Origin of the sequence: Bacillus sp. RC251 (assembly GCF_044908765.1) — a bacterium.
Classification (GTDB): Bacteria; Bacillota; Bacilli; order Bacillales; family Bacillaceae_G; genus Bacillus_A; species Bacillus_A wiedmannii.
This window is the reverse complement of sequence record NZ_JBIYDP010000011.1, coordinates 95,506-117,941: the sequence shown is the minus strand read 5'-3', so window position 1 is coordinate 117,941 and position 22,436 is coordinate 95,506. Positions and strand designations below refer to the sequence as shown.

The window sequence follows — 22,436 nt, the reverse complement described above, 5'->3', positions numbered from 1 at the left end:
CTTTGCATAGAGGAAAGGTTTAATTTGCTACTTGCATACTGCTTTTTGCCCTTTGCTCTTATCGTTCGAGACCGTTAGCCTCGCACAGGTTTTAGCACCTATTCACCTGTATTTACCACTACAAGTGAGGTTGCTGGGCTTCATCGGGCCTGTCCCTCCGCCAGCTCGGGATAAGAGAGTATCCGTCCCAACCTATACTAAAGAAATGATATTCATTTGTCAATTAATATTCACATTTTCCTGAAAGTTTTTCTCAATACGCCTGGAATGAAATATTAATAAGGAAATAATACATTCACACAAACAAAAAGAAATAAATAGTATACATTATTTATATAATTGTGTTATACTATTGTTGGGGATTACGAGAAATATTTCATTAAATGAAAAGGATGGTATATAAATATGAGTACTGTGAATGTCCAAATTGGTTTACACGAATTATTGAACGGAAGCAATGCACAGATTCAACTAAGTGTTCCGCAATTAGTGGAAAAAGTATTAATGCGAAATGAAGGGAAATTAACTTCTACTGGTGCCGTTTCTGCTTCAACAGGAAAATATACAGGACGTTCTCCTAAAGATAAATTTATTGTGAAAGAAGCATCGGTTGCTGACAAAATTGCTTGGGGAGCAGTGAATCAACCGATTTCTGAAGAACATTTTAATAAATTATACACTAAAGTTTTAGAATACTTAAAAGAAAAAGAAGAGTTATTCATCTTCAATGGATTTGCAGGCGCTGACCGCAATTACCGCCTACCAATTCAAGTTATTAACGAATATGCATGGCACAATTTATTTGTACATCAATTATTCATTCGTCCAACTGAAGAAGAATTAACAACTCATGAATCAGAGTTCACAATTGTTTCTGCACCGAATTTCAAAGCTGATCCAGCTGTTGACGGTACAAACTCTGAAGCATTCATTATGGTTTCATTCGAAAAACGTATCGTACTAATTGGTGGTACAGAATACGCTGGAGAAATGAAAAAATCAATCTTCTCTATTATGAACTTCTTACTACCTGAACAAGATATTCTTTCTATGCACTGCTCTGCAAACGTAGGTGAAGAAGGCGACGTAGCACTATTCTTCGGTTTATCTGGAACAGGTAAAACAACATTATCTGCTGATCCACACCGTAAATTAATCGGTGATGATGAGCATGGTTGGTCTGATAACGGTGTATTCAATATTGAAGGCGGTTGCTACGCAAAATGTGTAAACCTTTCTCACGAGAAAGAACCACAAATTTTCGATGCAATCAAATTTGGATCTGTTTTAGAAAACGTTATCATTAATAACCAAACGCGTATCGCAGACTATAACGATACTACTTTAACAGAAAATACTCGTGCTGCATACCCTATGCATGCGATTGACAATATCGTACTGCCAAGTGTTGCTGGACACCCAAATACAATCATTTTCTTAACGGCTGATGCATCTGGCGTATTGCCTCCAATCAGTAAGTTATCAAAAGAACAAGCTATGTACCATTTCTTAAGTGGCTACACTAGTAAACTAGCAGGAACAGAGCGCGGCGTTACATCTCCGCAAGCAACATTCTCAACTTGCTTCGGTTCACCATTCTTACCACTTGATGCATCTCGCTATGCTGAAATGCTTGGTGAAAAAATCGAGAAACACGATGCGAAAGTATTCTTAGTAAACACTGGCTGGACTGGTGGCGAATACGGCATTGGTAAACGTATGAACTTAGGTTACACTCGTGCAATGATTCAAGCAGCATTAAGCGGCGAACTTGCGAAAACTGAAACAGCTAAACATGACATCTTCGGTCTTGAAGTTCCACTTCACGTACCAGGTGTACCTGACGAAGTGTTAATGCCTGAACAAACTTGGGCTGATAAAGCTGCTTATAAAGAGAAAGCAATCGAGCTTGCGAGCGAATTCAAAGAGAACTTCAAAAAGTTCGACAGCGTTTCTGAAGATATTATTAACTTAGGCGGTCCAATCGCTTAAGTACAAACTTTCTGTTGGAATACCCCTTTTACTCATATGAATAAGTGTCGTGTAACCGTAAAGTTCCGTGTACTCACCGACAAAACCCAATGCGGCTTAACGGTTATACACACTTACATAAAAAAGAAGCTTACGTTTTTAACGTAAGCTTCTTTCTATATCTTATCTCTCCATCTATGACTTAGTTCATAAAATTACATACCAACATCCTAATTTTGCTGAAAATTCATTTTATAATCATTCGTTTTGAGTTTTTTATGATACAATTTACATATACAGGAAAGGATGAGGGCTATGAAAAATTTTTCTCGTACAGGAAAAATTTTATTCAGTTATGGAGCGATCCAAATGTTTTGGGGACTTGTGACGCTTAACGTTAATTTATTTGAGCATACAAATGAAACGATAAAATATATTATTCTAATTACCGGAATAATTTGTTGTATTATATCCACCTTTTTTTAAGAACATAAGAGTCATACTAATACGTGATTTCATGTTAGCTTATAGGAAGCCGAAACCTGTATTTTATGCAAAATTATGCTTCCTATTGTAACTCCCCCTCGCCGGATCCTCTATTCCATCTAAAAAGAGGCTTTTTATCTTTTTAGCCTTTTGTTAATTCTTCCTCATCTTTCATACTATAGTAGCCTAAATTCACAACGATTAAGAAATAACCACCCAGAATCCCTACTGCAAATGCCCACATAACCATGTGGTGCTCAATTTCGTACATAATAACAGCGCCCAAAATGGCAGCTGCAAAACGATTAAACATACCGAGCGTCGGTGCTTTCGTTTTCTTTACGATACTATCTCCAAGCTTCTCAATTCGTCTCCCTAAAAGCCAAACACAATACATACTTACGATAAGTCCAATTCCAGCACCTAGAAAATGAGCTGAAAACGGTGTTAACATCCATCCTAGCAAAAGAAAACCTAGTAAATAATACGATTGAATTTTAAATGATCTTAATGACATACTAATCATGCTGTTCTCCTCTTCAGTAATTTTTATCTATCCAACAAAAGCTGTATAACTCATTTCTTTCGAGTTCATACTACTTAAAATTCATTTCACTCAAATTAAAAACAACATAAACAGTATGTTTATGTTGTTTGAATGTTTTCAGGAAATAATATTATACAAGATTTCAAACATCATATCCTCATAATTTGTGACGTTTTTCCAAACATTTTTCGTCCATTTATGAAAAAAGTGATATCAATCTATGAACATACGGATATGATGTAATAAGTACACAAATAAAGGGGGCGTCTAATGATTTATTTTTTAATGGCTCTCATTCACCTCATTATCCCTGCACTTATTGGACTTTCATTGTATTGGTACACGAAAAATCATAGTATTTTCTACGCTGTCCTCGGTGTTCTTCTTCCAGGTATTATTCTTATCACACTCTTCCGTATTCCATTTTTAAACTTAATTCCACTTATTACTGCTATCTTATTTCTCGTCTTCTTACCAAAAATAAAAAAATAGGAAAGCAGATCATAGGTGATCTGTTTTCCTATTTTGATATAGGTTCCCCCGCAGTAGAATGAATTTTCACTTTCTCCGATTTCACAAACCATAGACCGAAGAAAATAATAATTCCACCGATTATTTGTTGAAATGATACATATTCATTTGCCCATATAGCTGCAAATAAAACAGCTACAAGTGGCGTTATATACATATATACCATCGTATGTGACGCGCCAATTTTTTGAATACCAACATACCACATCACTAAACCAAATACTGTTACAAAGAAAATGGAATATAGTAAAGCGAATAGTGTCATTCCATGTGTAATGTGAAATGGCATTATAAATACATGTGGTCCACTTAACAATAAAAGCGGAATCGCGCCAACTAATGCTGACCATGCGGTAACACGTAGTGCTGAATATTTTTTAATTAATGGACCTGCTAAAACAGGATAAAGCCCCCAGCATATTGATGTAATAAGTCCAATTCCGTTACCATAAAAAGAACTAGCAAGCGAATGCCCTGCTACTAAAACTAATGCAGCACCACAAAAGGCAATTATAGAACCGATGAGCTTTCGAGAAGAAAACTTTTCTTGTTTCAAAAAAATAGCAAATACAGTTGTAAAAATAGGTGAAATAGAAATGAGTAAAGAGGCATTTGTAGCGGACGTATATTTGACAGTTTCCATAAATAACGTTTGATACAGTACAATACCTACAACACTAACGATGATTAATCTAGGTATATCCTTTCGTTCCATATAAACCGACTTTTCAATAAAAAATGTAAGGAGTAACATAAGCGGTGCCGCCGATATCATCCGAAGTGCAGTAAACTCAATTGCTGTAAATTCTAAAAGTCCATATTTAGCAATCGTAAAATTAATCCCCCAAATAATAACGACTGCTAAAATTAATAACTCAATCCCCCATCTTCTCATGCATATCCCCTCCGCAAATAAGATTATACAGAAAATTCAATCATATGTACATTTCATTATGTGAAAAAACCTTTGTATTGTATGGAGAGGTTTTCTTTGTTTAGTACATGAAAATATATCAGCGATTTTTTAAATATAGCAACTTAGACAATAAAAAAAGATGGTCCAAAAATATTTTGGACCATCTTTTCTTTCTTACACTCGAACGTGTAACTTCATATTTGGATTATAAAATTGGCTTGGGCTCTTCAGCTGAAAAGTTCCTCCAACTTCATGCCAATCAACTGTTAACTTATCATCCATAAATACAAGCTTTGTGCGATCTGCGATAAAATTCATTGCGCTAGATTCGATATCCACATCGCGCTCATCTTTTTCTGCTACAGCTACTAAATCGATAATTCCGCTCATTACACAACCGCAACCTTCATTATCGTAAAATAACTTTATATATTTCGCTTCATTTGGAATCGTATCCATAATCTTTTTATATGCTGCTTCTGTTACAGTAACGTACATATGTTAATCTTCATCCTCTCTTCTCATATCCTTCATACATTGTACCACCATTTTCTCTTAAATTTATATACAGAAAATTAAGACTAATATACAATATATGTAATAAAGGAGGTTGTATCACTCATGTTCAAATTACTGCGATACCCCATCTTCTTAAGCCTACTCGGTAGCTTTTTTATTTCTAGCGGAATGCTATTACAACATATACTTCCTTATTCTCCTTCTATTGGTTGGATTGTAGGCTTTATTTTTTTCCTAACCGCTTCTTATTTTGCTATGAAAAAATAAGAAGGACTTTAAGATTTATTTGCAGCTTAATTTTGACTTAGGTGTTACTTTCGGCCCACAAGAGAAACGTTGGCTCTATAACGATTCAACTCTCCTCTCTATTTTAAAATCTATACACAATACGATTGAACACACAAAAATATAGAATTCATAATATGTATATAGTGGTTCTATTTTTAAAACTAGTTTTTCAAAATATAGAAAGGAGAACATACATGTACCCACGTAATTGTTTTAGTTGCGACGGCAGACGCAATAGTAGTTCTAACGGAAACACCGGGCCCACTGGTAGCACCGGACCTACTGGAAACACTGGCTCTGCCGGCATCACTGGACCTTCTGGCATCACTGGACCCACCGGTATCACTGGACCCACTGGCATCACTGGACCCACCGGTATCACTGGACCCACTGGCATCACTGGACCCACCGGCATCACTGGGCCCACTGGAGCTATCGGCGCTACTGGGGGTACAGGAGCTGGTTTACAAAGTACTACCGCCTTTAGTCTAGCAGCCGCTCCCACCTATAAAAAAGGACAAGTTGTCACGTATACGAGCAGCGGCTATGTTGTAAAAAAAGATGCACCTCAAGGATTTCCGAATGTATCTCCAGATTATATCGTATTAGTAGAAAGCGGACCTACTGGCATCACCGGGCCTACTGGCATCACCGGTAGTGCCTCATCGAAAAGTATTGTTTTTCAAGGAACAAATGCTGGTTTTCAACGTATAGCGGGTTCTCCTGGAATTGACTCCAATGTTATTCCATATGTCACTGCTGGAGCCGGTAGTATAGTTGGCTTCGCTGCATCTATAAATGTAAATAACTTACCTGCTGCTGTTTATACGATTAATATTTGCAGGAATGTTCCAACAAACCTCACTGCCCCTACCTCTAGTTACATCCTATCTACTCTTACTTTACCACTGACAAAATTACAGGAACTATAGTATTTTCAATTAAACCAACGGATACTGTATCAGGACAAATTCAAGTGTTTAATCCTAATCCAGCAGTAGGTCCCGCTACTGTAACTTGGACTAGCATTACAACTGGAAACTCAGTTTCGAGAGGAGATGCTATATCCCTTCATATTAACCCTGGAATTACTGCGAGTGCTGTATATTCTATTTTTTTAATCACTGATATATAGCCCTTACTAAAAAATAATTTATTTAACAAAAAAAGACCCGAGATTCGGGTCAGCAAATAGAAATACAAATGAATTAAAACAAATAACAGACAAGTTTAGTATATACTATCATTGTAAATTTATCCATATATTGGATTTCGAATTATATACACTATGTTAATATAATTAACTCGCCTACCTTTATCAGAATGCCTTACTCTCATCCACAATAAAAAAGGGAGATCACTCTCAAATAAGTAATCTCCCTTTTTAAATTTTTTTCATTACATTGGCAATACAATCTTCACAGTCGTTCCAACCCCAACTTCACTTTCAAAACTCATTTTACCGTTGTGGTCTTTAATAATTTTTTCTGTAACTACTAAACCTAAACCTGTTCCCGTTTCTTTCGTTGTGTAAAAAGCTTCATTTAGCTTCGGAATTTTGTCTTTTGGAATACCGCAACCTTCATCCTTAACTTGAACAATGATTGCATCTTCTACAGTCACTTTAATCGTAATCGTTCCGCCAACTGACATTGCTTCAATCGCATTTTTAATTAAATTAAAAAATACTTGCTTTAATCGTTTTTCATCGCATGTAATCAATGGTATGTCTTTACTATAAATACCTTGTATGTGCACTCCTTGCTTTAAAGCAGGCTTTCCCATAACTCGAATAACATAAGCGATAATTTCTTCTATATTATGAACTTCTGATTCTAGTGATTTAGATTTCTCAAATCCACTAAGTTCTGTAGCGATTGTATGAATTCGTTCTACTTCTTGTTTCATAATATCACTATATATTTTATCCTCAGGATATTTATTTGCTTGCTTATTAACAAATTTATCTAAATTAGCTAGAGGTCTTCTAATTTTGTAACCAATAACTGTAGCCATTTTCCCAACAGTTGCTAGCTTTTCTGTTTGTTGTATTTCTTTATCCATCATCTCAAGCGTACGAACGTAAGATTGAAACCTTAAAAACATAATCCAGCATATGATAGTAAATACGCTATATAATGCCATCGGGATTAAAACGAGTGACGAGTGAATAATGATTCCTATAAGAGCGTATTTCCCAACAAGTATACCAGTGATTAACCAAAAATACCTTTTGTTCACAAAGAGTGGGGCAAATAAAATAAAAAATCCTTCTACTATATTCCCACCATCAAACTCAGCATCACTACCGTAGTAAATCATAAAATTATGGATAAAATCTAATAGGTTATATCCAATTAGAATAATATATTTCACTGCAAATGGATTCTTCCATTTCATGAAGTATACTCCAATACAAAACAAAATCACCATTAGAAAATAAAGCCATAAACCTAAACCATCTTCAAATTGTCCTACTCCTTCTTGCTCTCCTCCTATTAAAGGTACAATAAATTCGTAGGCAAGATCGTATACAAAAAATATAATGAAAAATAAAATTAAAAATATTTTCAGTGCCTTCATTTCTTCATTTTTAAATATATCGTCTTTATTCATATCGTAACTCCTAGCTTTTCTCCCTCTTGAATTTCATTATTTCCACGTTGCTTCGGGAGCATAATATCTATTCTAGTTCCAATATCTCTTTCACTTGAAATATGTAATTCACCAAGATGCTGCTCAGTAACAAGCCGATTCGCTACAGTAAGTCCTAGGCCAATTTTATCTTGTTTCGTTGTATAAAAGGCCTCTTTAACACGAGCTAAATTTTCTTTCTTAATACCGTAACCATTATCAATTACACTTAGCATTACATAATCTTGTCCTTTGTTTTCTAACCGTAACTCTAATGTGCCACCTTGCTCCATTGCCTCCAAAGCATTTTTTATGACATATAGAAAGACTCCTCTTATTTTCCGCTCATCACATTCAACTTCTATCGTCTTTTCTTCCACATTAGAAATAAACTGGACGCTAGATTCATTCATTTTTTCGCGAACAATTTTTACTACTTGTAATGCAATTTCACCTATATTATGTTTCTTATAAACAGAAGGTTTACATGTAGCAACTTCCATTAACTCACTTATCATATTATTCATATTTTCTATTTCAAATATCATCTGTTCGTAAATAGGGTCCTCCTCATGCTTCTCTCGTTGTAATTGCGTAAACCCTTTTAATGAAGCAAGTGGATTTTTAATTTCATGTCCCACTGTCGCTGCCATTTTTCCGATTACTGCTAATTTTTGTGATTCACTAGCAATCATAATACTTTCCTTGACCGCTGAAAGGTATTGTATAAATCGATTTAAAATGATGTATGCCGCTATTAATACGAGTGTATACATAATGAGGAACATAAATCCTTTTACTTCCTTTAATACAAATAAATAAATAACATATTTCCCTACAATTGTCGAAAGTACAAACACAAAATATTTTTTATTTAAAAATATAGGTACAAAGAAGATGAAAATAATTTCTATTATATTTACTCCATCAAATGCCGCCTCATTATAAAGCATATACGAAAGTATATTAACGATTTCTATTCCTATGTATGCAAATACACATGCATATTTAACAAGGTTCGCTTTCTCTTTTTTTATTAAATATACATTCACACCGAGTATTGCAGTTCCGCAAATAACTTGCCATATTATGCTATGTCCCCTATCCGTTAATGATTTATTTTCTAATACGATTGCATAGAAAATTTGGTATGAAACAACAATGACATATAGCACCCATAAAAAAATTTTTGCATTCCTTTCTTCTTCTTTATATGATAGAAAACTTCCTTTCACTTCAACACCCCTTCAAAATAATATCTCGAAGAATACCATTTATTATAATAAATGATTTTCATAGACAAACAAAGATAAATCGAACATTTGAGGAAAATAATCCCAATAAAGCAGAGTATCTTCAGGCTATATAAGCATAAAAGCTATAAACAATAATACGTATATTATGGGAGGTGTTTTATGTGGACGGCAAAAAAAATAAAAAAACAGAACAACTGGAATCCTTCACGCGTGAGAATGAAGGAAAGAAAATGACGACAAATACAGGTGTTACCATTTCAAATGATGAAAATACTTTAACCGCTGGTGATCGTGGTCCTACCCTTCTAGAGGATTTCCTAATGCGAGAAAAGCTTGCTCATTTTGACCGTGAACGAATTCCTGAAAGAGTCGTTCACGCACGTGGATACGGTGCGCATGGTGTTTTCGAGCTATATGAATCTTTAGAAGAACTAACAATGGCCCACTTTTTACAAGACCCTTCAAAAAAAACACCCCTTTTCGTTCGCTTCTCTGAAGTGGCTGGATCAAAAGGCGCGAATGAAACAAATCGAGATGTACGAGGGTTCGCCGTTAAATTTTATACAGAAGAAGGAAATTTTGATTTAGTCGGAAACAATATTCCTATTTTTTTCATTCAAGATGGCATTAAATTCCCTGATCTTATTCACGCCCTTAAACCTGAACCGCATAATGAGATTCCACAGGGACAAACAGCACATGATACATTTTGGGACTTCATCGCCAATAACCAAGAATCGGCTGCGATGATGATGTGGATTATGTCTGATCGTGCCATTCCAAGAAGTTTTCGAATGATGCAAGGGTTTGGCGTTCATACATTTCGCTTAGTGAATAAAAATGGAAAGTCACGATTCGTAAAATTTCACTGGAAACCGAAGCTTGGCATTCACTCATTAATTTGGGATGAAGCGCAAAAATTAGGTGGTGCTGATCCAGATTACCATCGCCGTGATTTATGGGAAAATATTAATGCTGGAAACTATCCTGAGTACGAACTTGGCATTCAAATTTTAGAAGAAGAGGATGAATTTAAATACGATTTCGATATATTAGATGCGACAAAAATTTGGCCTGAAGAAGATTTCCCTGTTAAAATCATCGGAAAAATGACATTAAATTGCAACGTCGATAATGTATTCGCTGAAACGGAACAAGTCGCACTTCATCCTGGAAGTATCGTCCGTGGTATTGATTTCACCAATGATCCGCTCTTACAAGGTAGGCTCTTTTCTTATACAGACACTCAATTGGCACGCGTCGGTACAAATTATCAAGAATTACCGATTAACCGTCCAGTATGCCCATTTCATAACAATCAAAGAGATGGTGCCTCTAAATATATAATTGATAAAGGAAAAATCGCTTACCATAATAATTCCTTAGCAAATAACACTCCTTACACTGTACCTGGTACAAAGGGTGGGTTCGTTACATATCCTTCCACTGTATCAGGGCATAAAACGAGAGAAACAGCCGCCAGTTTCAAAGATCATTTCTCTCAAGCACGTTTATTTTGGAATAGTATGAGTAACGTCGAAAAGGTTCATATTATGCAAGCCTTCTCCTTTGAATTAGGAAAAGTAAAAAGTAAATCAGTCCGTCAACAAGTCGTAAATATGATTGGACATATTAGTAGTGAACTAGCTACGTTAGTCGCTGAAGCGATCGGAGCAAAAGTCCCAAATATTCAAGAATCGGGCGTTACGAAATCATCGCCAGCACTCAGTATGGCAAATACGACATTTAGCCCTAATACATTACGAGTAGGTGTCATTGTTGCAAATGGATATGACGGACAAAACGCGCAATATATACTAAATCAATTCAAACAAGTTGGGTTGCAGCCAGTGATTGTTTCCGAACGATTAGGTATTGTACAAGGAACGCAAAATGTACGTTGGGACGTGAATGATACTTTTTTAACAGGATCCTCACTTCTTTATGATGGTCTACTTCTTATTGGAGGAAACCTCGATGAACAGTTTCTTAATAAAGCGAGTTCATTTGTCGTAGAATCATATAATCACTTTAAACCAATCGGTGCCTTCCAAAATGGATCTACTGTTATTCAATCTTTAAATATTAAAGGAAAGCCTGGTGTCTTAATAGAACAGAACCCTACACTCCTGGCGAATGAATTTATTAAAGCTATGACGAAACAACGCTTTTGGGATAGAGCATATGAATAGGTTAGGGGGATAATTTATGTTTGTTACCGTCGAGAAAGATGTGCATATTTTTGTGCAAGACGTTAATCCTGGGCCCGGTAGTAAAACCGTGTTTTTCGTTCATGGCTGGCCTTTAAATCATCAAATGTACCAATATCAACTCAATGTTTTACCACAGCATGGTTTCCGCTGTATCGCTATGGATATACGCGGAAACGGGCAATCTGATAAACCATGGACTGGTTACACATACGATCGTTTAGCAGACGATATCGCCATTGTTCTCGAAGCACTTCAAGTAGAAAATGCTACATTAGTCGGTTTTTCAGTAGGTGGCGCTCTTTCTATTCGGTACATGTCCCGCTACAATGGCCGTCGTATTTCTAAACTTGTATTAATCGATGCTGTTTCTCCCTCTTTCGTTAAAAATCAAGAATCTCCCTATGGTGTCCCAAAAGAACAAGCAGATACCCTCATTAATCAAATGTATGCCAATATGCCAAAATTTTTAAATGATGTATCTTTATCATTTTTCAATAGAAACTTAGGATCTGCTACGTTAGAATGGTTTTCTTATCTCGGCATGCAGTCTGCTTCCTACGCTCTCATCAAAATATTGCAAGCTGCCGCAAATGAAGATGTAACGAAAGATTTAAGTAAAATTAACGTCCCAACAAAAATATTCCACGGTATTCACGATCAACTTATCCCTTACAAAAGCGCTGAACTTACGCAAAAGCGGATTAAAAATTCTCAGTTACATCCTCTTACAAATAGTGGTCACGGCTCCCCGATCGATCAAGCGGATGAATTAAACGAAGAACTTATAAAGTTTTTGCATTCATAAAAATCTATACCAAATCGCTTCAATTGGAACGCATTTTTTGAAAAGATTAAAATTCACATGTTTCTCACAAATCAATAAATAAAACGATTACATTTTCATTTATACTAAATGTACAGGTAATACTCCCTAAACCCAGCTTGTCTGGTTACCCCGTTAAATACTATAAAAAAAAGAACTTGTATCGTTATACAAGTTCTTTTTGTTTGTTCTATTTAAAAAGTATATCTTTACTATACTGCTTTCCAGCAAGTAAATCATATTGGATCATTTTATATTGCTCTAACATTTCTTTTTGTTTCTTTGTTAAATCTGTTATCTCTTCCCCATCTTTATTAACCTTTAACTCATCTTTAAGGACTGGTATTTCTTTATGCATTTCCGATAAAAATTGATAAAACGGTGATTTATTGATCCCTGCATAATCCAAAACAAGATTAGAAAAATAAATCGGACTTACTAAACCTAAATTGTCATTTGGCAAATCGAAATTTGCGTACATTAACAATGGTGTTTCTGACATAGCTAACCTTTCATTTATAGTTTCTTCATTCTCTATATATCCAGCTTCTTCATAGATAGCTTTATTTACCCCTAATATTGGTAAGTGATCTCCAAAGAAAACCAATATAGTAGGTCTTTCCAGCTCTTGAATTTGTTCTACTAAATATTTTAGAGCCTCATCAGAACGACGTACACCCTCAGTATATGTTTCTAATTCTGCCTTCGATCCCTCATCTGTTAATCCGCTAATTTCTATTTGCTTTTCTTCAAATCTTCCTGGATTGAATGGAAAATGATTTTGCATCGTAACTGCATGAATAAACGTAGGTTGCTTTCTCTTATTCAATTCCTCTATTATTTCTTTGCTAATAGATACATCGCTAATATAATCCCCATCTACCTCTACGTTGTTCATTGTATCTTCTGCATTGAAATTATCAATTCCTAAAACATTATATACATCATCCCGCTTATAAAATGATCTTCCATAAGCATGAATTGCATTCGTGTAATATCCATGTTTTTTCAATTCACTTGCGATAGACGGAATTTCTCTCTGCCCTGTCACCGCTTGTTGATATGGTATAGAACCTTGCTTTAAAAAGCTCATTGAATAGCTCGTTAACGCTTCAAATTCTGTATTCGCTGTGTTTCCCCCGAATACAGGAGATACTGTTTGTCCACCCGGAAAATTCTCAATATAGTGATGTAAATTCGGCACCGGATCCTCGCTAAATGAAAGATTCATTAGCTTTGTTGGATCCCAAAAAGCTTCACTCATGAAAAATATAATATTTGGCTTCTCGGTCTTTTCTTTTTTCCCTACATTGCTTCCATATTGTTTCTTTATATTATTTGAAATTTGTAGCATAGTTTCTTTTGAATATTCTTCTGGCTTCTCAATGACAGTCGTGTCTAAGTTACTGACAAATCCTAAAACAAAACCATTATCAGCATAGTTTATATTTTGATTCCAAGCCACAAAGGTTACCCCATATTTTTGCAATACATTACTCATAAATGTATTAGGATAATTACTATATGCATACACCATAAACGTAGAAGCACATATGAAAATAATTCTCGTAATTATATTAGGCTTTATAACTGGAGTATGCTTTCGTATATACATAATTAAATATACAAGCAGGGTAATCCCGAATATTCCCAAAAATATATTCCACCAACTAAAATAGTCCATAACCATTGGTATAACAGACTGCATTTGAGTAATCTGTGTGAAATCAGATGGATAGAATGGATCTCCTCTAAAAATGAGTTTAAAATGGTTCACAATCCCAAAAACAATTAGCACCAAACTTATTATCGTGACGCTCAAAAAGATTCGTCCAAGTAAACTATACACAAAAACATATACCATATAAATAAATAATAAACTTAATATATACTGTCCATATCGCTCATAAACCCAGTTATTCACTGATACAAGACTCATATTCTCCTGCATCATAATATATATCCAATTTATTGCATGAGCAATTAAAAATAATAAGATGTAAGCTTGAATCGTCGGCCTAAGCTTATGACTAATGCCTTTATTCAAATGAATGATGTATAGTAGTACACTCCACAAAACAATAATGAGTATACTTAGCGGTATTTCCCCATTAAAAAAATCTTTAGTTCTCTGAAATTCGAAAGACCTTAACATAACAAAGAATAGCGTTTCTAAACAGATCGCCCACATTCCACTAAGAATGATAGAAATTAATAGATTCTTTCTCGGTCTCGGTTGCTGAGCCGAGAAACTAAAATGAAATTCATCTCTTCTTCGTCGCTGTGTAAAAACATTAAAACGCAATTTATTCCCTCTTTCCTTTACCCCTTCGTCTCGCATCAACGAACATGTTGTCCTATACAAAATAACATATTTGTATGCAGTTAGTCTCCCTATGTGTTTGTATTATACATGCGTATCCTTAATTTCTTCTTAAAAATATAGCTTCTTCATCTCTATATTCTAACAGCATAAATGAATGATGCTGTTCAAAATGATTAACATAAGAAAAGAACCTATCAACAATGACAGATTCTCCTTCATTTTAACAAATATAGGCATATTTATTACACAAGAGAATACATCCATACTTTCCATATAATACATACAAGTACGATAACTACAAAATCAAAAAGATCTAATCTCGGTCCTTTTTTCATATTCATCTCTAGCCACATATGAATCCATTTTATTTTTGTATATTTTTGAATGTTTTTCTTTGCAAATCGATAAACGAGTACTTGCATAATAAAAAATCCGACTACGAAAATGAACAAAAAAATAAGAAAATCGACCACAAAATTCCTCCCTATTTTTGCAGCGATTTTTCTACTATTTGATTTCTCAAAACCCACTCTTCAAATTGAGCACTTCCAAATTCCCAGCTAAGATCACGCGCATGTACAGAAAAAATGTAATGACCAGCATATTCGTCCATAAATCTACCTGTCTCAAGCTCATCTTTCTGAAGACCATATGCCCCAAAATTAAAATACACATCCCACACGTCTTCATTCTTCCGCTTATAAGCAATCGATTCCATATCATATTCTGTTCCGAAATAATCAAGATGTAAATGTACGCTATCATCATATTCGTAATCCATTTTATCACCCCTTATATTTGTACTTCTTTATCACCCAAAAAATTCCTGCTATCTACACTCACATATGGGCACTTACCTACATATCATGCTTGTAGAGTGACTTCTAGGAGGTGTCATATAGTGAAAAAATTAATAGCTGTTTTTTGCATCATGTTACTAGCTGTTTTCACATTTGCTGCTTGCAGTAGTAAAAAGGAAGGTACGAAAGAACAAACGCAAAACATTCGCATCGGCGAAGTTACCCATTCTCTCTTCTACGCCCCGTTATATGTCGGGATTGAAAAAGGATTTTTTAAAGATGAAGGATTAAATATTGACCTCCAAACAACAGCTGGCGGAGATAAAACGATGACCGCCCTATTATCTGGCGGAATTGATATTGCTCTCGTCGGTTCTGAAACGTCTATTTACGTTCATCAACAAGGTGCAAAAGACCCTATCATTAACTTCGCACAACTTACACAAACAGACGGAACATTTTTAGTTTCGCGTAAAAAATTAGACTCTTTTAATTGGAATGACGTAAAAGGTGTTACGTTTTTAGGACAACGTAAAGGCGGCATGCCGCAAATGGTTGGAGAATACGTTTTAAAGAAAAATGGCATTGATCCCCACAAAGATACAAACTTAATTCAAAACATCGAATTTGCTAACATTGCAAGTGCCTTTGCATCTGGTACTGGGGAATTTGTACAGCTCTTTGAACCGACTGCAAGTATATTTGAAAAAGAAGGTAAAGGATATATTGTCGCTTCATTCGGAAATGAATCTGGTACTGTTCCGTATACAACGTTCATGGCAAAAGAAAGTTTCTTAAAGAAAGATAAAGCTGCTGCTGAAAAATTCACACGTGCTCTCTATAAAGCACAACAATGGGTTGATACACATAGTCCAGAAGAGATTGCTGATGCCGTTTCTCCGTTATTTAAAGACACTTCAAAGGACATTACAGTAAAAGTAATTGAACGTTATAAAAAGCAACATTCTTATGCAACAAATCCGCTATTAGATGTTGAAGAATGGAAACAGCTCCAAACGATTATGAAAGAAGCTGGCGAATTACAAAAAGAAGTTCCACATGAAGCGCTCGTCAATACAAAAATTGCCGAAAGCATTATTAAGAAATAGAGGCGAAGTGTATGAGTTTTTTACAAATACGTAACGTTTCTCACTGCTTTTTCGAAAAAGAGAATGCTAAATTGATTCTCGAAGACATGAGTTTACAAGTGGCAGAAGGCGAATTTATTTCTATACTCGGTCCAAGTGGTTGCGGCAAAACGACACTCCTCTCCATTATTGCTGGGCTGCTTGATCCAATTGAAGGCATCGTCTTTTTAGATGGTGAGCCTATTACAACGAAAACTTCATCTATGGGGTACATGTTGCAGCAAGATTACTTGTTTCCTTGGAAAACAATTGAAGAAAATATTATGCTCGGACTTCACACCCGAAAAATTTACAATGAACAGACGAAAGAACATACTTTACAGCTTTTAAAACAAGTCGGCCTACATGATGTAGAAGAGCAATACCCTCGTGAACTGTCCGGCGGTATGCGTCAACGTGCCGCTCTCGTTCGAACGTTAGCGACCGATCCTAAAATTTTATTGCTAGATGAACCATTCTCAGCGCTCGATTATCAAACGAAATTGAAACTAGAAGATCTCGTTTTCAACTTACTACGCAAATATAAGAAAACGTCACTACTCGTAACACATGATATTGAAGAAGCCATTGCGATGAGTGATCGTATTTATTTACTACAAGCGAATCCCGGGAAAATTGCAAAAACATTTATCGTCCCTGAAAGCATCCGTTCCTTATCACCGTTAGAATCACGCCATCATCACGACTTCCCATCCCTCTTCCAAGATATATGGAAGGAGCTGGAGCGAATTGGATAATATAAAGCAACTACATGAACAGTTTCAGAAAAAAGAACGCAAGCGCGCATGGTTAGCACGCTCACTGCAGCTTTTACTGCTCATTCTTTTCTTTTCACTATGGGAAATAGCTAGCAAAAAAGAGTGGATTGATCCTTTACTCTTTAGCTCTCCTTCAAGCATTTGGGATCTCTTCCTTAGTAAATGGATTGACGGTTCGCTTTGGGTTCACATATGGACGACATTACTTGAAACAGGAGTAGGCTTCATTCTTGGAACAGTGCTCGGCGCTATTATCGCTACTTTTCTTTGGTGGATGCCACTTCTCGCTCGCGTGCTCGACCCCTATCTCGTCGTCCTAAACGCCATGCCAAAAGTGGCACTTGGACCCATTATTATTGTAATCTTCGGTCCAAATATTTCTTCGTCGATTGCAATGGGGGTAATCATTTCCATCATCATTACCATTCTCGTTATTTACAGCGCATTTCAAGAAGTCGATTCTAACTATATAAAAGTGATGGACACCTTTGGCGCAAATAAATGGCAATGTTATAAGCAAGTCGTTCTCCCTGCATCCTTCCCAGCAATTATTTCAACGTTAAAAGTGAACGTTGGTTTATCATGGGTCGGTGTTATATTCGGCGAACTTCTCGTCTCTAAACAAGGTCTTGGCTACTTAATTAGCTACGGATTCCAAGTGTTTAATTTCACGCTCGTCTTACTGAGCGTACTACTCACCTGCGTCCTCGCAACACTTATGTATGTGTTTGTTGAGGCATTTGAAAAACTTTTAATTGGAAAACGAAAAAGAAGCTGACTTAGGACGATAGACTATAGTCAGCTTCTTTCTTTACCTTTTATCACACATCTTTGTTTCATTTGTAACGTTTCCATCCGCAACCGTAACTGTATGGAAACAATCTTTCACACGTACTGTAACGACATTTTCTTTTCGATCTATTACATGATAATCATCATACTTTTTATTTAATGCACTACGAATTTGCTCTCCTTCAAAAATCGGAAAACCGTGAGACATTACCCAAATGAGACCAGCAACCGCAAGAATCGTTTTCATACGTTTCATTACCTCCTTGAGAGTAAACTTATAGTCCCTACAATATGCGCATTATAATTGTGTCTAATTTGTGACATTTTTATACTAATTCTCTTTTAAAGCTTCAGTTCCTTCTTCTTTTTTGAAAAAAGACAGAATTTTCAATTTTATCAACATAAAAAACGCAAAGAACTAAAATTCTTTACGTTTTCTTGGCTAAAATATATACCTTTCATTATTGTCCGCTTTGTTGTTCTATCGTTTTTGAGATATCATCTAATCCCGACAACACTTCCGCTCTCATTTTTACAAGCTCAGGGAACTGATAGAAGAACGCAATTTTTTTATACTTTAACTCCGATCCTTCTTTCACCTTTTTTGAATCTTGCAACATAAATGCTGTAAACGTATCTGCAATATCTTCCGCTACATTTGTCGTTCCATACTGTGATACAAACTCCTCATGCTTTTCTTTAAAAAATTCAATTTGAGTTTCTTCACTTTCTTCCACTTTCTTTTCTGTCCACTCCTGCTCAATGTCCTTCCAGAAAGAGTTATAAAATTGATTAATATAAGATTTTCCCTTCGCACACCCCTCTTGTAAGAAAAGAGTTCCACAGTCATTTCGGTATGTTGAATTATCTTTATCTTCTTCAAAATCCTTTACATACTTTTCATCTACTGGTATTTGCTTATGCCCGAGTGTCAACACGTGAGCCGTCTCATGAATTAATGTTTTCATCACTTCATCGATATTTACCGCAGAATCAAGCGTATCTAAGCTAAGAATCCAATCTTTCGGATTCTCCATACTAGGCATAACGTGGGCAACAACGCCGTCATAACCGTCCGTTATTAAATCAAATTCTGTTATATTCCCGCGATATTTAGCTGGAATGAGAGTACGGTACATATCCCATAAGTCTTCATGATACCCTCTATCTTGACGCTGTTGTAGCACCTCTTCTTTCGCTTCTTTATCTTCAGCGAATACTTTATTTAAACGTTTTCGTTCTATTTTTTCAAAATAAGGATCTACAATTTCATCACCATCAATATAATAAGAAGCTAAAAAGAAATAATTTTCGTCATCCTCTTTTTTCTGCTCTGCCCCTTTCATATCCGCATTTTCATGCTCTTCTATATCATAATCTTCTACTGCTTCAAGCTCAGATAATCCATCTATTTTTTCATATACTTTTTGAAGTTTATTATCTCCTATTTCCACGCATTCTTCTTCTGTTTTACAAACTTCTTTTTCCTTCACACTCTTCATAGAACTATCGCATCCTGCTATTAAACCAATTGCGACGATCACCCCTACTAACTTGCCATACAGTTCCTTCATATAAACCTCCGTCGTTCCATTCTACAAAAATATCATAATCATTTTTTAACGAATATGCGATAATTAATTATACAAACTGTAAGGAGGTTTCCCATGATTCGAGCAATCTTATTCGACTTAGATGGAACACTATTAGATCGGCCCCAATCTCTAGAACAATTTATTCATGATCAATATAATCGCTTTGCCTCTCATTTAATGAACATAGAAAAATCAGATTATTGTTCTCGATTTCTTGAGCTAGATAATAATGGCTATACGTGGAAAGATAAAGTATATGCTACTCTCCTTTGCGAATACAACATTACCACTTTAACACCAGAGCAACTGCTGCACGACTACATTACAAATTTTCAACATCATTGTATCCCTTTCCAAAATATGCATGAATTACTCCAACGTTTAACACAGCAAAATATTAAAATTGGCATTATTACAAACGGCTTTACTGACTTTCAAATGAACAATCTTCGTGCACTAAACATACATACGTATACAAATACAATTCTCGTTTCAGAAGCGGAAGGGATTAAAAAACCACATCCTGAAATTTTCGAACGAGCTTTGCAAAAGCTAGACGTTAAGGCCGCAGAGTGTCTTTACGTTGGAGATCATCCAGAAAACGATGTGCTTGGTTCTGAACGAGTAGGGATTCTTGGTGTGTGGAAGAGAGATTTGTTTTGGAGTGACTTTGAACATCCACGTGTAGTGAATGATTTGTTGGAGGTGCTTTCGTTTGTAGAGATAGAGCTGAAAACAAAATAATAGTAAATAAATTACATCAGCGATTTTTGCAATATATCGACTTACCGAAAAAAAGTGACAACAACAAGAGGAGGTCGCTACTCTAGCGCCTCCCCTTCCTTTATTATTCATATACTGTAAACTGCGGTTTACTCGGATGATCTTTAACTTGCGCATCCTCTGGAAACTTTGATACTTTTTGATATAGGGCAATGTCACCTATACAACCTGCTGTTAGTAAAATCCCTAAAAATGAGATGGATTGCACGTTCGTAGCTAACCCAATTACAATTGGCAAAATTCCAGTTGGTAAAAACGGCAGCATTAACACTTTCTTCATTTGCTTTACTGTAATCGCCTGTTTAGAATGAGCATATGCAACACCTAATTTCCAATTAACACCCCATTTTAGTTCACTCCACGGAACATCACCGATATAGCGAAACCCTATTAAATGTATCGCTTCATGAATACAAACAAGAACAATCATTGCGATAATAAAAAGAAACAAGGTTGGTAACGTAATTTCAATTTGAAACTCACCTGAAAGAAGTGAATGTAAAAAACTAACTCCAATCGCCAGAGCAAATGCTATACAACATGAATAGAAATTTAATTTCCCCATCGAAACAGTAACAGTCGTTTCTTTTCTTTTATCCATCTTCCCCCTCCTAAAATGTAAATATATATTTACAAAATTGTATAATATACCCAAAATAATGTAAAGATATATTTACATTTATTCTTACACACAAAAAAAAGAAACCGGCCACTTTACTTCGTAAAACAGCCGATTTCTTCTATATGTTTCATCGTGCGCGCCAGTACATCGTCACGCATTATAAAGCTAAATTTTCTATCCGTTTTAATGTTATCAGGAATGTCTGTTAATAAAACAGATCCTTTCGTTTCTTCGTAATGCGTATGTTCTTCTACCGCACTAATTGTTGCAAAATAAATGTTTTTAATGATTATTTTGTCTTTTCCAGATACTTTATATTGTCCTAAGTAAGTTAAATCAGAAACTATGCCGCCGGTTTCTTCATGAACCTCTCGAACTGCCGCTTCTTCCGGTGTTTCCCCTAATTCTACTTTACCACCTGGAAATTCAAGACCGCGACGTAAATGATGCGTTAATAACCATTGATCCCCGTACCGGCATACAACCCAAACATGCTTTGGCTCAGGAGAAAATGGATAACGTTCAAACGATAATTGTACAGTATTGTGGTAATAATCTTTAAATTTGTACATGCCATTACTCCCCTATTGATGGTTACAAGTTTTTCCTACCACAAATTGTAGCATATTCTCGCTTTTCTGCATAATATTATCCAATTACAATCCATTGATTATTCCCATTTGCGCGACTAATTCTTTCGTCTCATGATTACCTAAATCGTAAATCATTTTATATGCTTTTTGTAGTTGTTCATCATATCGGTCATTATTCGAATCGTGATGATACTCAACAAATGGAACGTGAGAACGTACAAATGAACCTAAATCCTCTACATATGCTTGATCAAAATACTCTCTTAACTCCGTAATTTCCTCATCACTTGCGGAAATCTCAAAATTATACGTATCCGCCGTCTTCACTTGTGAAATTTGACCGTTTCCTATTGATATATAATATGTTTTTTTCGTCTCCATGTAACACCCTTCTTTCATCCTTTTAATTTCTATTGTTTTCATCAATTACAAAATTATGTAAAATAAAGAAAAGGAGGGATTCCATGTTCAAAATATTAATTATCGGTATTATAATCGTCCTAGTCATACTAGTACTCTCCGTCATGACGATTAATAAAGGCTACGCTTATAAACATTCTGTTGATAAGCCAGAAGATAACCCTTATACAAAAAACAGCAAGAAGAATTCATAATACGCTTCATATACTACTTATTTTAGCCCACATCATATTCAGTATTCGTTTACTGGCAGGTCAACATAACTTTCTACCACTTTCACAATCTCTATTAGGAGTTTTACTGTTTCTTATTACCATTGAACAAATAAGGAAAAAGGATTCAGGAACTAGATTTATTTGTATTGTTGCAGGTGCTTTCATTTAGATTGTTCTCATCATTACCTACATAAACTAGA

The 22,436-nt window shown here is 35.5% G+C and carries 24 protein-coding genes, 1 pseudogene and 1 riboswitch; of the genes and pseudogenes, 12 read left to right on the top strand and 13 right to left on the bottom strand.

Annotation, left to right across the window (positions count from 1 at the left end):
* Positions 1-55 precede the first annotated feature (55 nt).
* Positions 56-177: riboswitch (SAM riboswitch) on the bottom strand.
* 228 nt (positions 178-405) lie between these two features.
* Entirely contained in the window at positions 406-1,992 is a 1,587-nt protein-coding gene (gene pckA / locus ABH961_RS24370; RefSeq protein ID WP_048540837.1) for a phosphoenolpyruvate carboxykinase (ATP), read from the top strand.
* Positions 1,993-2,599: 607 nt separating this feature from the next.
* Here pckA and ABH961_RS24365 read toward each other — a convergent pair.
* Entirely contained in the window at positions 2,600-2,983 is a 384-nt protein-coding gene (locus tag ABH961_RS24365) for an ATP synthase subunit I (protein WP_060486665.1), read from the bottom strand.
* 291 nt (positions 2,984-3,274) lie between these two features.
* Here ABH961_RS24365 and ABH961_RS24360 point away from each other — a divergent pair, with 291 nt between their 5' ends.
* Positions 3,275-3,496 carry a hypothetical protein gene (locus ABH961_RS24360; RefSeq protein WP_000639043.1) on the top strand — a complete coding sequence of 74 codons (222 nt, stop codon included), beginning with the start codon at positions 3,275-3,277 and terminating at the stop codon, positions 3,494-3,496.
* 28 nt (positions 3,497-3,524) lie between these two features.
* Here ABH961_RS24360 and ABH961_RS24355 read toward each other — a convergent pair whose 3' ends face one another.
* Complete coding sequence (locus ABH961_RS24355; protein ID WP_098068486.1) at positions 3,525-4,430, bottom strand: DMT family transporter; 906 nt, start codon at positions 4,428-4,430, stop codon at positions 3,525-3,527.
* A 195-nt stretch (positions 4,431-4,625) separates the two neighbouring features.
* Complete coding sequence (locus tag ABH961_RS24350) at positions 4,626-4,949, bottom strand: iron-sulfur cluster biosynthesis family protein (RefSeq protein WP_048540845.1); 324 nt, start codon at positions 4,947-4,949, stop codon at positions 4,626-4,628.
* Positions 4,950-5,072: 123 nt separating this feature from the next.
* Between ABH961_RS24350 and ABH961_RS24345 the strand changes: the two genes are divergently transcribed.
* Entirely contained in the window at positions 5,073-5,237 is a 165-nt protein-coding gene (locus ABH961_RS24345; protein ID WP_048540847.1) for a hypothetical protein, read from the top strand.
* A gap of 215 nt (positions 5,238-5,452) precedes the next feature.
* A pseudogene (locus tag ABH961_RS24335) lies at positions 5,453-6,393 on the top strand (collagen-like protein).
* Between the two features lie 263 nt (positions 6,394-6,656).
* On the opposite strand, the gene ABH961_RS24330 reads toward ABH961_RS24335, so the two are convergent.
* Positions 6,657-7,874 carry an ATP-binding protein gene (locus tag ABH961_RS24330; RefSeq protein WP_404520172.1) on the bottom strand — a complete coding sequence of 406 codons (1,218 nt, stop codon included), beginning with the start codon at positions 7,872-7,874 and terminating at the stop codon, positions 6,657-6,659.
* Positions 7,871-9,127 (bottom strand): ATP-binding protein, encoded by a 1,257-nt coding sequence (locus tag ABH961_RS24325; protein ID WP_404520170.1) that lies wholly within the window; start codon positions 9,125-9,127, stop codon positions 7,871-7,873. The genes ABH961_RS24330 and ABH961_RS24325 overlap by 4 nt, the downstream gene beginning before the upstream one ends.
* A gap of 182 nt (positions 9,128-9,309) precedes the next feature.
* Here ABH961_RS24325 and ABH961_RS24320 point away from each other — a divergent pair, with 182 nt between their 5' ends.
* Both ABH961_RS24320 and ABH961_RS24315 read left to right on the top strand, forming a co-directional pair.
* Positions 9,310-11,340: a catalase gene (locus ABH961_RS24320; protein ID WP_098076003.1), complete on the top strand. Its 2,031-nt coding sequence runs from the start codon at positions 9,310-9,312 to the stop codon at positions 11,338-11,340.
* 16 nt (positions 11,341-11,356) lie between these two features.
* Complete coding sequence (locus tag ABH961_RS24315; RefSeq protein WP_098068483.1) at positions 11,357-12,166, top strand: alpha/beta fold hydrolase; 810 nt, start codon at positions 11,357-11,359, stop codon at positions 12,164-12,166.
* Between the two features lie 208 nt (positions 12,167-12,374).
* Here the strand turns inward: ABH961_RS24315 and ABH961_RS24310 are convergent, their stop codons facing one another.
* The 3 genes from ABH961_RS24310 to ABH961_RS24300 all read right to left on the bottom strand — a co-directional run bounded on the left by ABH961_RS24310 (position 12,375) and on the right by ABH961_RS24300 (position 15,291).
* The gene (locus tag ABH961_RS24310) at positions 12,375-14,525 is read right to left on the bottom strand and encodes an LTA synthase family protein (RefSeq protein WP_141519941.1); all 2,151 of its coding nucleotides are present in this window, start codon (positions 14,523-14,525) and stop codon (positions 12,375-12,377) included.
* Between the two features lie 227 nt (positions 14,526-14,752).
* Positions 14,753-14,983 (bottom strand): hypothetical protein, encoded by a 231-nt coding sequence (locus tag ABH961_RS24305; protein ID WP_048541060.1) that lies wholly within the window; start codon positions 14,981-14,983, stop codon positions 14,753-14,755.
* A gap of 11 nt (positions 14,984-14,994) precedes the next feature.
* Positions 14,995-15,291 (bottom strand): DUF3986 family protein, encoded by a 297-nt coding sequence (locus ABH961_RS24300; protein ID WP_048541057.1) that lies wholly within the window; start codon positions 15,289-15,291, stop codon positions 14,995-14,997.
* A gap of 120 nt (positions 15,292-15,411) precedes the next feature.
* On the opposite strand from ABH961_RS24300, the gene ABH961_RS24295 reads away from it, so the two are divergent.
* The 3 genes from ABH961_RS24295 to ABH961_RS24285 are packed head-to-tail and all read left to right on the top strand — an operon-like array spanning position 15,412 to position 17,994.
* Positions 15,412-16,419 (top strand): ABC transporter substrate-binding protein, encoded by a 1,008-nt coding sequence (locus ABH961_RS24295; RefSeq protein WP_142330271.1) that lies wholly within the window; start codon positions 15,412-15,414, stop codon positions 16,417-16,419.
* An 11-nt stretch (positions 16,420-16,430) separates the two neighbouring features.
* On the top strand, positions 16,431-17,195 hold the full coding sequence (locus ABH961_RS24290) for an ABC transporter ATP-binding protein (RefSeq protein WP_098047246.1): 765 nt from the start codon (positions 16,431-16,433) through the stop codon (positions 17,193-17,195).
* A complete protein-coding gene (locus tag ABH961_RS24285) occupies positions 17,188-17,994 on the top strand; it encodes an ABC transporter permease (RefSeq protein ID WP_088064640.1) in 807 nt (268 codons plus the stop codon). The genes ABH961_RS24290 and ABH961_RS24285 overlap by 8 nt, the downstream gene beginning before the upstream one ends.
* 33 nt (positions 17,995-18,027) lie before the next feature.
* On the opposite strand, the gene ABH961_RS24280 is transcribed toward ABH961_RS24285, so the two are convergent.
* Both ABH961_RS24280 and ABH961_RS24275 read right to left on the bottom strand, forming a co-directional pair.
* On the bottom strand, positions 18,028-18,255 hold the full coding sequence (locus tag ABH961_RS24280; protein WP_000849118.1) for a hypothetical protein: 228 nt from the start codon (positions 18,253-18,255) through the stop codon (positions 18,028-18,030).
* Between the two features lie 214 nt (positions 18,256-18,469).
* Positions 18,470-19,582 (bottom strand): hypothetical protein, encoded by a 1,113-nt coding sequence (locus ABH961_RS24275; RefSeq protein ID WP_098642338.1) that lies wholly within the window; start codon positions 19,580-19,582, stop codon positions 18,470-18,472.
* A 93-nt stretch (positions 19,583-19,675) separates the two neighbouring features.
* Here ABH961_RS24275 and ABH961_RS24270 point away from each other — a divergent pair, with 93 nt between their 5' ends.
* Positions 19,676-20,347, top strand: a complete 672-nt coding sequence (locus tag ABH961_RS24270) for an HAD family hydrolase (protein WP_098642337.1) — start codon at positions 19,676-19,678, stop codon at positions 20,345-20,347.
* A gap of 103 nt (positions 20,348-20,450) precedes the next feature.
* On the opposite strand, the gene ABH961_RS24265 is transcribed toward ABH961_RS24270, so the two are convergent.
* From ABH961_RS24265 to ABH961_RS24255, 3 genes are all read right to left on the bottom strand, one after another.
* On the bottom strand, positions 20,451-20,987 hold the full coding sequence (locus ABH961_RS24265) for a DUF3267 domain-containing protein (RefSeq protein ID WP_098076013.1): 537 nt from the start codon (positions 20,985-20,987) through the stop codon (positions 20,451-20,453).
* A 113-nt stretch (positions 20,988-21,100) separates the two neighbouring features.
* Complete coding sequence (gene mutTA, locus ABH961_RS24260; RefSeq protein WP_000276386.1) at positions 21,101-21,580, bottom strand: antimutator 8-oxo-(dGTP/GTP)ase; 480 nt, start codon at positions 21,578-21,580, stop codon at positions 21,101-21,103.
* Positions 21,581-21,664: 84 nt separating this feature from the next.
* Complete coding sequence (locus tag ABH961_RS24255) at positions 21,665-21,982, bottom strand: hypothetical protein (protein WP_000448410.1); 318 nt, start codon at positions 21,980-21,982, stop codon at positions 21,665-21,667.
* A gap of 83 nt (positions 21,983-22,065) precedes the next feature.
* Here ABH961_RS24255 and ytzI point away from each other — a divergent pair, with 83 nt between their 5' ends.
* Both ytzI and ABH961_RS24245 read left to right on the top strand, forming a co-directional pair.
* Complete coding sequence (gene ytzI / locus ABH961_RS24250) at positions 22,066-22,215, top strand: YtzI protein (RefSeq protein WP_000472802.1); 150 nt, start codon at positions 22,066-22,068, stop codon at positions 22,213-22,215.
* Positions 22,208-22,405 carry a DUF3953 domain-containing protein gene (locus ABH961_RS24245; protein WP_048541071.1) on the top strand — a complete coding sequence of 66 codons (198 nt, stop codon included), beginning with the start codon at positions 22,208-22,210 and terminating at the stop codon, positions 22,403-22,405. The genes ytzI and ABH961_RS24245 overlap by 8 nt, the downstream gene beginning before the upstream one ends.
* Positions 22,406-22,436 lie beyond the last annotated feature (31 nt).